At 39.4% G+C, this 15,075-nt stretch carries 12 protein-coding genes; all 12 read right to left on the bottom strand.

Translation table 11 applies throughout. From position 1 onward, the window contains the following. Window positions 1-6: 6 nt before the first annotated feature. Window positions 7-1,542 carry a long-chain-fatty-acid--CoA ligase gene (locus ABOA58_RS10955; RefSeq protein ID WP_350302308.1) on the bottom strand — a complete coding sequence of 512 codons (1,536 nt, stop codon included), beginning with the start codon at window positions 1,540-1,542 and terminating at the stop codon, window positions 7-9. A gap of 477 nt (window positions 1,543-2,019) precedes the next feature. Further along, a complete protein-coding gene (locus ABOA58_RS10950; RefSeq protein WP_350302307.1) occupies window positions 2,020-2,322 on the bottom strand; it encodes a hypothetical protein in 303 nt (100 codons plus the stop codon). Between the two features lie 133 nt (window positions 2,323-2,455). After that, entirely contained in the window at window positions 2,456-3,706 is a 1,251-nt protein-coding gene (locus ABOA58_RS10945; protein ID WP_350302306.1) for an ABC transporter permease, read from the bottom strand. Then, the gene (locus ABOA58_RS10940; RefSeq protein WP_350302305.1) at window positions 3,699-4,598 is read right to left on the bottom strand and encodes an ABC transporter ATP-binding protein; all 900 of its coding nucleotides are present in this window, start codon (window positions 4,596-4,598) and stop codon (window positions 3,699-3,701) included. The genes ABOA58_RS10945 and ABOA58_RS10940 overlap by 8 nt, the downstream gene beginning before the upstream one ends. A gap of 419 nt (window positions 4,599-5,017) precedes the next feature. Then, window positions 5,018-5,779 (bottom strand): DeoR/GlpR family DNA-binding transcription regulator, encoded by a 762-nt coding sequence (locus ABOA58_RS10935; RefSeq protein WP_350302304.1) that lies wholly within the window; start codon window positions 5,777-5,779, stop codon window positions 5,018-5,020. 119 nt (window positions 5,780-5,898) lie between these two features. After that, window positions 5,899-7,194, bottom strand: a complete 1,296-nt coding sequence (locus ABOA58_RS10930) for a class II aldolase/adducin family protein (RefSeq protein WP_350302303.1) — start codon at window positions 7,192-7,194, stop codon at window positions 5,899-5,901. A 15-nt stretch (window positions 7,195-7,209) separates the two neighbouring features. After that, window positions 7,210-8,670, bottom strand: a complete 1,461-nt coding sequence (gene rhaB, locus ABOA58_RS10925) for a rhamnulokinase (RefSeq protein ID WP_350302302.1) — start codon at window positions 8,668-8,670, stop codon at window positions 7,210-7,212. After that, complete coding sequence (locus ABOA58_RS10920) at window positions 8,667-10,334, bottom strand: ribulokinase (RefSeq protein ID WP_350302301.1); 1,668 nt, start codon at window positions 10,332-10,334, stop codon at window positions 8,667-8,669. The genes rhaB and ABOA58_RS10920 overlap by 4 nt, the downstream gene beginning before the upstream one ends. A 94-nt stretch (window positions 10,335-10,428) precedes the next feature. Then, entirely contained in the window at window positions 10,429-11,466 is a 1,038-nt protein-coding gene (locus tag ABOA58_RS10915) for an autoinducer 2 ABC transporter substrate-binding protein (RefSeq protein WP_048677830.1), read from the bottom strand. A 68-nt stretch (window positions 11,467-11,534) separates the two neighbouring features. Then, window positions 11,535-12,509, bottom strand: a complete 975-nt coding sequence (locus ABOA58_RS10910; RefSeq protein ID WP_137017949.1) for an ABC transporter permease — start codon at window positions 12,507-12,509, stop codon at window positions 11,535-11,537. Between the two features lie 15 nt (window positions 12,510-12,524). Then, window positions 12,525-13,508 carry an ABC transporter permease gene (locus ABOA58_RS10905; RefSeq protein WP_350302300.1) on the bottom strand — a complete coding sequence of 328 codons (984 nt, stop codon included), beginning with the start codon at window positions 13,506-13,508 and terminating at the stop codon, window positions 12,525-12,527. After that, a complete protein-coding gene (locus ABOA58_RS10900) occupies window positions 13,505-15,052 on the bottom strand; it encodes a sugar ABC transporter ATP-binding protein (RefSeq protein ID WP_350302299.1) in 1,548 nt (515 codons plus the stop codon). The genes ABOA58_RS10905 and ABOA58_RS10900 overlap by 4 nt, the downstream gene beginning before the upstream one ends. Window positions 15,053-15,075 lie beyond the last annotated feature (23 nt).

Below are 15,075 nucleotides of genomic sequence, written 5' to 3'. Positions count from 1 at the left end.
CCCCCTTTAATAAATAGGTTCTTTTCTTACTTCAGTCAATTCTCTTAACTCTCTGCGCAAAATCTTCCCTGTTGAATTCTTAGGCAGTTCTTTAAAAAATTCTACTCGTTTAGGAAGTTTGTACTTCACCAGCCTATCCTGACAGAATTGAATAATGTCATTCATGGTGATATGCTCATCCTTAACTACGACAAAAGCTTTAACACTTTCACCGTATTCCCCATCTGGAACTCCGATTACGGCAGCCTCTACTACAGCTGGATGTTGATACAGGACTTCCTCCACTTCACGAGGATATACATTGTAGCCTCCAACAATAATAATGTCTTTCTTGCGGTCAACAATGTAGATGTATCCTTCTTCATCCATTGTTGCGAGATCACCAGTGTAAAACCACCCGTCATTAAAAGCAGCTGAAGTAGTTTCCGGCATCCCCAAATATCCCTTCATTACATTTGGCCCTTGAACAACTAATTCTCCGACCTCTCCTCTCGGCAATTCTTTTCCGAACTCACCTACAACTTTGCTTTGGACAGCTGGAATATTCAAACCGATAGAACCTGGCTTGCGAGTTCCTTTTAAAGGATTAATAGCGACGAGAGGAGAAGTTTCCGAAAGCCCATACCCTTCCAAGATAGAAACATTAAACTTGTTTTCAAATTTATGCAGCAGCTCTGCCGAAATCGAGGCACCTCCAGAGATACACATGCGGATAGATTGGCAATCCTCCGCATTCGCTTCAGGCAATTGATAGATAAAACTGTACATCGTAGGTACTCCAGCAAACACGGTTGCCTTTTTTTCTCGAATGATGCTGACCACGTCATGAGGGCTGAATTTAGGCTGGATAAGGACTGTTGCCCCACAAGCAATTGGCGCATTCAGACAAACTGTCATACAGAATACATGGAACATTGGCAGAACAGCTACTACACGATCTTTTTCATCGAATTCTAATAATTTTGAAATGGAGTCCGCATTTGAAACCAAGTTCCGATGCGTTAACATTGCACCCTTTGGTTTCCCGGTTGTTCCTGATGTGTATAGAATGACTGCAAGATCTTCATCATTAATGTAAGGGCTTCCACAAGCATTAAAGCTTGTGCTTGTTTCCATGAGACGCTCCCATGTCGATTCCTGATTCTCGGCTTCGGTATAAACCACAAGCTTCAAATTTTCCAATTGCTTTTTTACTTCAGATAACTTCGGTTCTACAGATACATGAGTAATGACCGCTTTGGCTTGACAATTGTCTAATAAGTATTTGATTTCCCCTTGGGTATAAAAAGGATTGATCGGAACAACAAATGCACCAAGCCGTAAAATACCGTAGTACGCAATGAGAAATTCAGGGCTATTTCCTAATATAAGAGCCACTCCATCTCCCTTCCTGATTCCTTGTACATAGAGACCAGCAGCCAATTGATCCACCTTCTGATTTAGTTCTTGATAAGTAACACTTTTATCTCCATAGATATAAGCGATACTTTCTGGGAAATTACTGGCGCTTCGTTTTAGATTTTCGTTTAAGTTATAACTCATTAAATGAATTCCACCCCTTTTCTCACATAGAAGGCTTTGAATCGCCAACTATTTTGAATATTTAAACTATTATTACATTTTAAGTATACTCATAAATTATAATTAAATAAAATTAAATATTTTAATTTGTATGTAAGTATTAATAATATTAAAAAGGAACTTCAGGATTACAGAAGGGCTACTTAGATGATCTCTCCATCTACTTCTAAAAAAAGACACTGCCTCATTAAAATGAACTATGCCACTTTTTCGGACAGTATAACAAGGCGCCTATGCGGCTAATAGGTGGTCCGAGTTTTGTACCGGGGCCATTTTCTTTAGTCCCCATCGAAAACGAGACTCATTTCTCATAACACCTATTGAAACATAAAAAAAAACCGGATAAGGGACTTTTTTATGTGTGTCCGTTATTCGGGGTATAGGTCATGTATCCTCAGTTTTTTAATTTTCACTTAATTAAGATTCCAAATGTGATTATCACAGTTCTTTTGAGATATTATTATTCCTTTTCTTTTTCACTAAAAGAATGATGGCAACGATAAACGCTACTGCGCTATATATCCAGGTAAACATAAAGGCAAGGCCCAATCCGATATTTGCATCCATATAATCGTTTTTCACATGATCTATCGCTAAATATAAAAGCGGTGCAGCTCCGATGATGAACAGGATCACCCAGAGAACATTTCTTTTCGGATTCTTGGTTGATAAAATAATAATGATGAAGGATAGCAAGAGAAACGCTTCTGAAGCTATCGTCCACGTTACCAGATTGCTCATAATAATTCACTCCTAATCGTGGTTGCATAAATGGAATATATTTATGTTCCCTTATATCTATGCTACTTTTCGTTCCTATATTATTATCTTAAAAAAACCTGAATACCTCCAAATGAAGGATCCAGGTTTCATGTTAATTTTTCTTGGATAATTGCAAGGCATTCTTGATGCTTTTCAGTGATTTTGAGCTTCCATACATCAAGACTCCACCCCGATAGATTTTTGCTCCGATTATTCCAAGTAAAACTATCGTTAAGATCAAGACTGCAATGCTGATGGCGATTTCCCAGAATGGAACTTCAAGCATCCCTACACGCAAGAACATGATCATCGGCGTGAAAAATGGAATGAATGATGTGATCGTAATATAACTGGCTGACGGATTTCCCAGTCCAAACATCGCAATCATGAAGGCGATGACAACTAACATGGTCATCGGTGATATCATTTGCTGGACATCTTCAATTTTGCTGACAACGGACCCAAGGCATGCCGCAAGAGTCGCGTACAGAAAATACCCAAGCAAAGCGAAGATGATTGCATAAATGATCGTTGAGATATCGGTGCTGCCGAAACCGAAAAATGAAAAGAATCCTTCATCCATACCCGTCAAGTTTTGTTTAATCGAGAAATAGCCCACCCCAAAAAATAAAATCATTTGAGTAAGACTAAGCAATGCAACACCCATTATTTTGGCAAACATCTGTGTGACTGGCGGGACACTTGAAATCAGGATTTCCATGACTCGTGATGTTTTCTCAGTAGCCACTTCCATTGCAATCATCGTTGCATACATCAAGACACCGAAGTAAATCACGAATAAGAGAACATACACGAGACCTCGTGCTTGATTGAGATCCTCTTCCGTTTTAGCATTTTTCTGAAGCGCAATCGTATCAAATGCTGGCGGCGTATTCAATTGAGCGATTTGCTGCTCTGTCAAATTCAATTCCTTCGCGGTTATTTGACCCTTCAATTGGGTTAGCGCTAAAAGCAAATCATTACTTACCGCAGAATCTGAAATTTGATTCGCTTTATACGTTCCCTTGAAGCCGAGAGTTTCATCATTTTCGATTATCAAATACCCAACGATTTTTTCCGCACTGACCATTTCCTCCGCTTCCTTTTCATCCTGGGCGGATATTATCGATAGGTCATCGTTCACACCTGCTACCCCTTTTTTATAAGGATCAAATAAGCTGCCTTCAGTCTGATCGATGACGGCAACCTTTTCCTGTTCATCACTGTCGAATTTATCAATAAGATTCGAAAGATTCGAAAGGACGAGAATCAGGGCCATCATAATGATTGTAGAAATGATAAAGGATTTCGTCTTTAATTTTGATAGATATGTATGGGAAAGGACAATCCAAAATTTATTCATAGACGGCACCTACTTTTTCAATGAAAATATCCGTCAGCGATGGTTCTTCCAATTCGAATTTCCGGACGAAACCTCTTGGAACAAGATCACGTAGCATGCTCTCAGCCACGTCTTCACCAGTGACTTGAAGAATTTTCCCTTCCATCGTGTTCTTGACTTTTGTTACACCTGAATAATTATCCAAAAAAGATAGATCAAAATCAGCTTTAATTGAGACATTCTTTTTACCAAAAGAACGCTTGATTTCTTTTAACTTTCCAGCCACAACAGGGGAACCTTTATGCATGATGCAAAGATGCTCGCACATCTCCTCGACATGCTCCATGCGATGGCTCGAGAAAACGATCGTCGTGCCGCTGTCCCTTAAGTCAATGACAGCTTTCTTCAGGATTTCCACATTCACTGGATCCAGTCCGCTGAATGGTTCGTCAAGGATAAGTAATTCAGGTTTATGGATCATGGAAGCGATCAGCTGGATTTTTTGTTGATTTCCCTTTGAAAGCTCTTCAACTCGCTTATCGATATACTCGGGCACCATAAAGCGGTCCAGCCAATACTCCAACTCTTTCAAAGCATCCCGTTTGTTCATCCCTCTTAATCTAGCCAAATACACAATTTGATCGCGCACCTTCAGTTTTGGATATAGTCCGCGTTCCTCAGGAAGATAGCCAATCATTGAACTGGTCGTATAATCGATTTTCTTGCCATCCCAGATCACTTCCCCTTCAGTGGGGTCAAGCAGGCCAAGTATCATTCGGAACGTGGTCGTTTTCCCCGCTCCATTCCCGCCTAAAAAGCCGAACATTTCTTTTTCGGGGATAGTTAAATCAAGCTGGTTTACAGCTGTGAAATCCCCGAATTTTTTCGTAACTTCTTTGATTTGTAAAGACAATGCACAACCTCCTATTATATGATTCTTATTATATGTTAACGGAAAGGTTTTCCAATTTCAACTATCATCAAGAAACAACTAACTCTTTTTCTTCTTCGATTATATGCAAATTTCCAGAAAAAATTAACGTTTCACGTTTGCCCTTTCGTTTGCCCTTTACCCTAATAGTATTTTTTCTGCGAAACTTAAGACAAAACCCCCTTTCCCTTCCTATTGGTAATAACACAGTCAACGTTTTCACAACCCCGTACGTCTCCTGCCTTTCCCTAACACGAGCATGTTACTAAACTGAAAGCCCTTTTTTTGAAAACGAGGCAATAAAAAAATAGATTGGGTACCGTAAAGATACCCAACCTCTATAAGTTATAGATTGCTCGCTTTAAAGGACACATTTCCCAACTGTCGCTAATGAGTCTATCTTAATTTACAATCGTTACTTTTACATTTCTTTTTTCAAGCAATTTTCTTGATACTTCATCTATTTCTCTATCCGTAATGACCTCATCCACTTCACTAGGCGGAACGATTAATGAAAACGCCTTTTTTCCAAACTTTGAGGAATCCACCATCAGGATCACTGCATCCGACCTTTCGATCATTTTCTTTTTTAATAAAGCCTGCCCTTCATTAGAATCACTGAGTCCTTCCTCTAAGTGAATCCCCTTGCAAGACAAAAACGTTTTGTTGACATGATACATCGTTAATGATTTCTCTGCTATCGGACCAACAAATGATAAAGACTTTGACAGCAATCTTCCCCCGGTTGAAATAACCTCTATTTTTTCTTTTTTACTCAATTCCATAACCACTTTGGTGGAATTGGTAATAACCGTTAGCGGTATGTTTGGTAAGGCTTTTGACATATACCAGGCAGTTGTACTTGCATCTAAAATAATCCTGTCACCTTCCACTATCCGCTTTGCCGCTTCATATGCTATCACTTTTTTTTCGTTGACATTTGTTATCACTCTTTCGGAAAAATGGATTTCCGAATCATCTTCTTGCAGGCTAACGGCACCGCCGTGGCTGCGTTTTAGTTTTGTTTCTTTCTCAAGCTTTTCGAGATCACGTCGGATCGTTTCCTCTGTTACTGAAAAGATTTCACTTAATTCTGTAACACGAATACTCGAACGTTCATTTACGAGTTCGACAATTTTTTGGTGTCTTTGAGCTACAAGCATACCAACTTTCTCCTATCTATATAATCTTTGTTTACTTTTGTTTGTTTTTGTATTGTAACATATATAAAGCCCTCTATATAAATAGAGAGCTTAGGAACTGCCTTTTTTCATTGATATCGTTATTTGGCAATTAGCTTAAAACCTTCAATAATTTCTTCAATATCTTCATCACTAATATCGATAACTTCGCCAATACTTTTAGCGTACACCAATGCTTTTGCACTATATTCAGCTACTTCTAGCCTATCAAATACACTCAGTAAACTTTTTCCTGAGACAACTGCATATCCATTTTCAATTAATAGGACAGGATTATCCTCTGCTAGTTTATCTGCAATCATTCTATTATGATCTTCTCCCATTCCAAAAGGCACTTTATCTATATCCCGAAGAACAATGTAGGCCTCTGGAATTATATGTGTATTATATTTAACATCTGTCACTGCATAGGCCATTAAAAATCTTGGGTTGGCAATGATTACGGATGTAAGCTCCGGGTTTAACTCATATATTTTTTGATGAAGCTCAAAAAACTCACATGGTTCCTTGCCAGCTTCACTAAACTCCTGATGAATCAGAACCAATTCATCTTCCTTAATATATTTACGGTCCTGTTGAGAAGGCGTGATTAAAATAGATCCATCTTTAAGGCGTGTTGAAAAGCTGCCTGAGATACTTGTAAAAAGCTGACGATCATATAACCGTTCCAATAACCTGATCATTTCTTGACGGCAAGAAACCTCTTCGACAGAATGGTGCTTCATTTCTATCTGTGTTAATTTATCCGCTTTATATAAATCTATTTCTTGTAAATTTTGTTCGGTCAGTTCAAATGGTTTCCCTATATTTCTTGCATTTATTTCCATACAAGCAGTATCTTCAAGGGTTTCAAACAACATAAAGGCATCAAATATAGTAGGTTTCCCTACCACGATACCATGATTCTCCAATATGACCGCATCCCCTCCTTTTGCAAATTCAGCCGAAATATTTTCCTTTAATTTGTCGCTTCCAGGAATCGCATAGGGTGCAACCTGAAGGGAATCTGCTACACTCTTATATGCATGTAAAAGCAACTTTGGGTTTGGTCCTTTACGAGCCATGCTAAAGGAAACCAATGCCGGGGGATGTGCATGTACGACAGCTTTTATATCGGGCCTTGCTTCATAAATTCCTTGATGAAAAGGAAGCTCTACCGATGGTTTATGTTTCCCTATGAATGTACCGTCCTTTTTGACGCACATGATATCATCCATGGTTAATGCTCCTTTATCAATGCCCGATGGAGTAATCCAAAGGTCACCATTTTCATCCAGAATAGAAAGGTTTCCTCCTGAAATTGTTGTCATGCCATATTTATAGACACGTTCCATGATCATAACAATTTGTTCGGCTGGATGCAGATTTTCATTCATACTTTATCACTCCTATTATTTACATTCTTCTTTCATGGAAATTGCTTGTTTGAATTTTTCAATCAGGGATGATTCAATTTTTTCTTTTGGCTCATATTTTTTTATAAGGAACGAGTGTTGTATTAACTGACGTGCCGTTTGTAAATCGCTTATTTCATTGCCTGAAATCATTTGAACTAGTATATTCCCAATCGCCGTAGCCTCTGTTGGTCCAGCGTATATGGTTTTCCCGCTAAGGTCTGCCGTAAGTTGATTAACGAATTCATTTTTCGCCCCTCCTCCGACAATATGAAGTTGCTCGATTTTTTTCCCGGTTATCTCTTCTATTTGCCGAATGGACATCGCATAAATTATAGACATATTTGTAAATATACAGTTCGCTAATTCGCCCACTGTATGTGGAATCTCCTGATTCGTCTCCCGACAATACTGCTGAATTTCTTGAATCATATTTTCTGGATTTAAAAATCGTTTATCATTAAAGTTGATGAACTGCCTGCACTCATTTATTTTCTCTGCCTCATGTACAAACTTCTCGAAGTTATAGTCTTCCTTTAAATGTCTTCTGACTTCTTGAATAACCCACATGCCAATGATATTTTTCAGAAAGCGGAAGGTTCCGTATGCACCCCATTCATTTGTATAATTGTTTTTAAGGGCTAACTCATTCACTATCGGTTTATCGCTTTCAATCCCAAGCAACGACCACGTCCCGCTACTAATATAGGCCCATTTCTCTCCATTACCAGGTGAACCGACTATGGCGGAAGCAGTATCATGTGAAGCAACGATAATCACTTCTGTATCGGGAAGATCAAAAGTAGAATAACGTTCTTTCATCAGTTTCCCTAATCGTTCTCCCGGATTAGCAAAAGGCGGGAATTGATCTTTTGACAATGCAATCAGGTTAAGTAACTCTTCATCAAACTTCTTCGTGTTTAAATTCAATAATTGCATCGAAGAAGCACTTGTAACTTCTGTGACCTTTTCCCCCGTTAGGCAGTAACCTAAATAATCTGGTACAGTCATGACATTCCTAGTGACTTTCAGGTTCTTTATATCTTCTTCGTACAATTGGTATAACGTGTTAAATGATAAGAATTGAATCCCCGTTTTTTGATAAATAATTTCTTTAGGTAGTGTTCTTGTGACCTTTTCGATTGTATTTTCGGTGCGCTTATCACGATAAGAGATAACTTCTTGCACTCTGTGTCCATCATCATCCAACAATACGTAATCCGTTCCCCACGTATCAATTCCAAGTGTACAGTGGTCGTATCCAAGTTTTTTTGCTGATTCTAACCCCTTTAAGATTTCATTCAATAAATGATCAATATCCCAAAAACATGTTTCATTTTGGGTGGTGAAACCATTCGCAAATCGATGAATTTCTTCAATTACTAATTTCCCGTTCTCCATTTTCCCTAAGACCAGCCGGCCACTTGAAGCACCAATATCCACCGCAATATGTATCATTGGTCCACACTCCTCAATTTCTTTAAACCATGCATTATGGAAATATGATCACGGCCAAAGAAGTCATGCATTTCTAAATAATAAGCATAGAGTTGTTGATAAATACTTACATTTTCTTTAACCGGTATAAAAGTATCTTCTTTTACTTTTGCCATTTTAGAGGATGCCTCCTCTATGGAATCATACCCACCATTTATACGGCCGGCAGCCGTGGCAGCGTATATGGCTGCTCCTAATGCAACCACTTGTTCCCCATCCGCGATTTTAATTTCACGATTTAAAATATCGGCATATATCTGCATTAATAGTTTATTTTTTTGAGGCAATCCGCCACAGGCAAACAAATCGTTTATCTCTATACCTTCATTCTCAAAGGTTTCAAGGATTTTCCTTGTTCCAAAAGCTGTTGATTCTAAAAGCGCACGGTATATTTCTTCGGGCTTCGTAGAAAGAGTAATCCCTGCAATCACACCTGACAAGTTCGCATCTACAAGGACTGTTCGGTTGCCATTCCACCAATCTAACGCCACTAACCCAGATTGACCAGGCATTAAGCAGGAAGCCTTTTTTTCCAGTAAGCCATGTAGATTGACACCTTCTTGCTCAGCTTCTTTCTTTACATACTCCGGAACAGTTTGCTCAATATACCATGCAAACGAATCGCCAACAGCCACCTGTCCCGTTTCATAACTGAATGATCCGGGGATTATTCCATCCTCCACTACTCCACAAATACCTTCTACTGTTTGTTTTTTCTTAGAAATTAACATGTGGCAAGTAGAGGTTCCCATCGTCATCACAAATTGGCCTGGATGGACAGCTCCTACAGCTGGAACACCTGCGTGGGCATCGATTATGGATACAGAAACAGCCGTACCAGTTTTCAACCCCATCTTCTTAGCCATCCCTTCTGTTAAACCACCCGACCGCCCAGCGATGGGTAACACTTCACCACGCATTTTTGTATCCAGTATATCCAGAAGACGTTCATCAATAGCCGCTAAAAAACCAGGGTCCGGATATCCATCTTTTTTATCCCAAAATGCTTTATAACCGCTCATATTACTGCTGCGTACCAGCTCATTGGTCAGACGGAAGGTAATCCAATCTCCGGCTTCCATAAATAGATCCGTTTCTTCATAGATATCAGGTGATTCACGCATCACTTGTAATATCTTAGGGAACATCCATTCAGAAGAAATTTTCCCGCCATATCGTTTCAGGAATGGTTGATTCGTTTCCTGTGCAATGCGTGTAATATCATCCGCTTCTTTTTGTGCGGCATGATGCTTCCATAATTTGACCCAACTGTGAGGGTCCCTTTTCCATTTCTCATCAAAACAAAGGGGATTTCCCTTCTTATCAATAGGCAAAATGGTGCATGAGGTAAAATCGATTCCAATGCCTATCACATCATTCGCATCTACTCCACTTAACCGGATCACTTCAGGAACAGAAGTGTATAAAACGTCCAAATAATCACCTGGATGCTGGAGAGCCCAATCTTTTTCAAGTTTACGTCCGTCTGGAAGCCTATTAGTCATTACTCCATGACGATAAGGTGTAACATGTGTAGCCACTTCATTTCCGTTCGCTATATCTACTAACAGCACTCTTCCTGATTCAGTGCCAAAATCAATTCCGATTGTATATCTCCCATTCATCCCTTTAACAACTCCTAACATGAAGTCACTCAATGATTTTTAATAAAAAGTCCCCTCTAGATAGTTGAGAGGGGACTTTTAGGTCTATCTAACCTTAAAAATTAAAATCAGCTGCATTGTCTTTCGTAAAATCTGTCGGTGGTCCCATGATGATTGTTTTTCCATCCTCCCACACGTCAATTTCACCTACATTTTCAACTTTCAAACCATCTTCTGGTTTCTCCCCTTCAGCTAGACGTTTGGCGAGGGCAACGGTTAAATAACCTAGTTTGTCTGGCTCCCAAAGAATGGCTACATCTAGAGATCCATCATTTAAATATGGTGAAGAGTCTTTCGGTAGAGCAGTTCCAACAACTGTAATATCATCTTGCAGTCCTTTTTCCTGAACAGCTTGGGCTGCCCCAAGAGGTGCCGGAGTAGAAAAAGCCATGATTCCTTTTAATTCAGGATTTGATTTTATTAAATCCAGTGTTTTTTGGTATGCCACCTGTTGTTTTTCATCTGTCGCGATTTTATCCGATACTAATTCAATACCTGGATAATTCTCTTCCAGTTCTTTTTTTGCTGCATCTATCCAGGTGTTTAAGTTTGCAGCTGAAAGCCCTCCAGTTAATATAGCGATTTGCCCTTTTTCAACACCCATTTGTTTTACGAGGGATTTAGCGATATGTCGACCGTATGCTTCATCGTCTATTTGGTGGACGGATAATTCTACAAGGGATTGATCAGCTGGTGTATCCCAATCCATTACAATTATTCCTTCATCCTTCGCCTTTTGAAGGACTGGTGAGAGTGATGCAGCGTCATTTGGTGCTACTGCGATTACATCCACATCTTGACTAATTAAGTCTTCAATTACTTTTACTTGCTGTGCAGCATCCGGTTCCGTAGGTCCTGTGTAAATGGTTTCCACACCAAGATCTTTACCTGCTTGAATCGCTCCTTTTTCAGAAGCATTGAAATATGGTATCCCCATTAATTTTGGAACTACGGCAATTTTCAACTTCTCATTACCACCTCCGCCACTTGTTTCTTTTTCACTGTTCCCCGATGCTCCTTCTTGTGATACACAGCCTGCTAATAGTCCCCCAGCTAAAATAGCTGTTGCCAATATCCCCGTCATTTTCTTCATAATGATCCCCCTTGAAATTTTTCTAATTTTTTACTAAAGTATTTTCAGAGATTACATGGTCATGTAAATTACGCTACAGAGTTTGAAGGTAAATTCTTTTGACTTTTTTCGTCTAATTTCGTTTTCACGAAGTTTATGACCAATACCGTGATTAAAATAACCCCCATCATTACAGTTACGATCGATCGTGGTACACCCATTAAGTTCAATCCACTTGATAACATTTGGAAAATGACCACAGCGTAAACAGTGCCGATAACCTTGCCATAACCACCTTGAATTTCCGTTCCGCCAAGCACGGCAGCCGCTACACTTTGTAATAAATAAGAAGATCCCAGATCCACTTTTGCAGTATTATAACGGGATGTCATAATAATAGAAGCAATTGTGGCAAGAAGTGCCGCATATAAGTAAACCCTCATTAATACCTTGCTATTATTTACCCCTGAAAATAATGTGGCGATCGGATTGCTACCCACCATATAAACACTTCTGCCCCATTTGGTTTTTGACAGCAATATAGCTGTTAATATTGCAAATAGTACAAAAATAATGATGGAAAGAGGAACGATCCCCATATAGTAACCGTTTCCAATTAAGCTATAACCCTCACTGAATCCTGAAATTGAATTTCCTTTCGTAATGCTTAAGATCAAACCTTCAAAAAGCACCATCGTTCCGAGTGTCACCAGTATTGGCGAAACACCGATTTTTGAGATGAGTACGCCGTTAATCAATCCGCAGCTCAGCCCGACTAAAACACCGATTAAGATTGCGCCTAACATTGGGTATCCGCTGCTTGCCATAAGTGCGATTGTCACGCCAGACAAGGCAGCTGTATACGTAATCGATAGGTCAATTCCTCCAGTTACAATCACCACCATCATTGCTAAAGCGATTAAACCAAACTCCGGGAGCTGGAACATCATATTGGTTAAATTATTTGAAGAAAAGAATCCAGGTATTGAAAAACTCATTAACACAAACAAACCTGCTGTAATTACCCCTAAAGTATTTTCTTTTGATATTGAAAGCCGTTTCATTTTTTCACCTCTTTCTTACGCTTCCACTTCAATTTTTGCTAACTTATCTTTTGAGCGCTTATATTGAATGTGGTCGTATGACACAGCCAGTAATATAATCAATCCAGTGAATACTTTTTGCCAGAAGGTATCAATTTTTGCCAAGATAAGACCATTTTGTACAATGCCTAGCAGAAGAACGCCCAAAACCGTTCCCAAAATGGTACCGCGCCCCCCCATGATGTTCGCACCGCCCAAAACAACGGCTGCTATGACCATCAGCTCCAGACCAAGCATTCCATTAGGATCAACAGCCTTTGTATATGCTGTTTGAGCAATGGCTGCTATTCCTGCAAGAAACCCCATATAGGAGAAAACAAATATTTGAACTTTGTCAAAATTTATCCCAACCCGAATGGCTGAATCTTTATTACCGCCAATCGCCAATACTTCGCGACCGATTAATGTGTATTTCAAAATATACCAAGTAAACAGAGCTACGGCGATAAAAATTAGAATGATGATAGACATACCGAACACCTCAAAACTAGCAAACTTGATGAATACTGTTGGAAAACTGCTGCTGTTCAAATACTGACCATTCGTAATGTACAACACGAGCCCATTAATGATACTCATCATTCCAAGTGTCACGACAATAGCTGGAATTTGAACCTTTGCAACAAGCAGTCCATTCAGTGCACCTAAACAAACCCCAAGAAATGGCCCAATCAAAAAGAGTAATAGTATAGAGATGGGATGGTCAGGCATGAGCATCATTACTTTTCCAACGATGACACAGACAGCGCTTGTAACAGCGGCGACCGATACGTCAATCCCGCCAGTGATGATTACAAGTGTCATACCCACCGCCAGAATTCCAAGTACAGCATTCCCTTTTAGTACATCCAGCAAATTGTCTACAGTTAAAAAATACGGGCTTAAGAATGTCAATGTAATACATAAAAGCAAAACAATCATTCCGATGCTGATTTCCTTCGACTTCAAAATGGCGTTCATGCACGTACCTCCTCTTTTAGCGGAAGCCCTTTTTTGGAAGGAGATTGAGAACCAAGCAGAGCATAATTCATGATATTTTCCTGTGTGGCTTCTTCTATACCAAGTTCTCCGGCTATTCTTCCGTGTCTCATGACCAAAATTCGATCACTGACAGCAAGTACTTCTGGAAGCTCTGAAGAAATCACAATAATGCCCATTCCTTCAGCAGCCAGTTCCCTCATTAACTTATGAATCTCTGACTTAGCCCCAATATCAATCCCATTCGTCGGTTCGTCAATAATTAGGATTTGTGGTTTAGTAGAAAGCCACTTGCCGATCACGACTTTCTGTTGATTTCCGCCTGACAGGTCACCAGCTGCCCTTTTAGGCAAAGCCGGTCTAACATCTAGCGTTTTCATATAATGATCAGCCAGCTTAACTTCTTCCTTTCGTTTGATCAATTTGAATTTATTTCTCAATTGTTTCAAAACAGGTAATGAAATATTGTTGATTATGGACTGGCGAAGGATGAGTCCTTGCGTTTTTCTGCTTTCTGGAATATATGCAATCCCTTGCTTTACAGCATGTTCAGAAGACTTGATTTTAGTAGAAACCCCATTTATTTTCATACTTCCATCGTAAGGCCTGTTGACCCCGAATATCGCCTGTGCAAGCTCTGTTCTTCCTGATCCGACAAGTCCTGTAATCCCAAGGACTTCTCCAGCTTTCAATTCAAAGGAAATATCTTTAAAGTTACCTTCTTTTGATAAACCATTCAGTTCCAAAAGAGTTTTTCCCGTTTTTCCTTTTACCATATTCTTTTTATATAAAATCTGACGTCCCACCATTAGTGTGATTAATTTATCTTCATCAAGTTCTTCAGTTTCGTAAGTGCCTACATATTTCCCATCGCGCAGTATTGTAAATCGATCGGAAACAGTAAATAACTCTTTTAACTTGTGGCTGACAAAGATTATGGAAATTCCGCGATCCTTTAACTTTTGTATAACTTTATAAAGCTTTTCAACTTCCCCTGCGGATAGGGATGAAGTCGGTTCGTCCATTACAATCAACTTGGAATCAAAAGCGAGGGCTCTGGCGATTTCAATCAGCTGCTGTTGAGCAATGCTTAATTTTTCAACGGGTGTATGAACATCAATCTCAAATTCCAGTTCTTTAAGTGCCCGTTTTGCCGTATCCTCCATCTCCTTCCATCTAATCTTTTTCCATGGTTTTTTATCACTATCCCGGCCAATATTGATATTTTCAGCTACAGATAGGTTTGAAAATAAACTTAAATCCTGATAAATGATTGAAATACCTTTTAGCGTAGCATCAATCGGTTTTTGAATTTCGGCTTCTTTTCCTTCAAAGTAAAACTTGGCGCCTGGGTCCGGTCGATAAATGCCAGCTAATATTTTAATGAGCGTTGATTTCCCGGCACCATTCTCACCTATTAACGCATGAACTTCTCCTTTTTTCACTTCAAGCTGAACGCTATCCAGTGCTTTTACACCTGGGAAGGTTTTACTGACATTCGTCATTTGCAATAAGAAATCAGACATGTTTCTCTCCTTTCCAACCTTAA

The organism is Peribacillus frigoritolerans, from assembly GCF_040250305.1.
In the GTDB taxonomy this organism is placed as follows: Bacteria; Bacillota; Bacilli; order Bacillales; family DSM-1321; genus Peribacillus.
The sequence above is the reverse complement of the archived record's forward strand: the minus strand, read 5'-3'. Positions and strand labels throughout refer to the sequence as shown.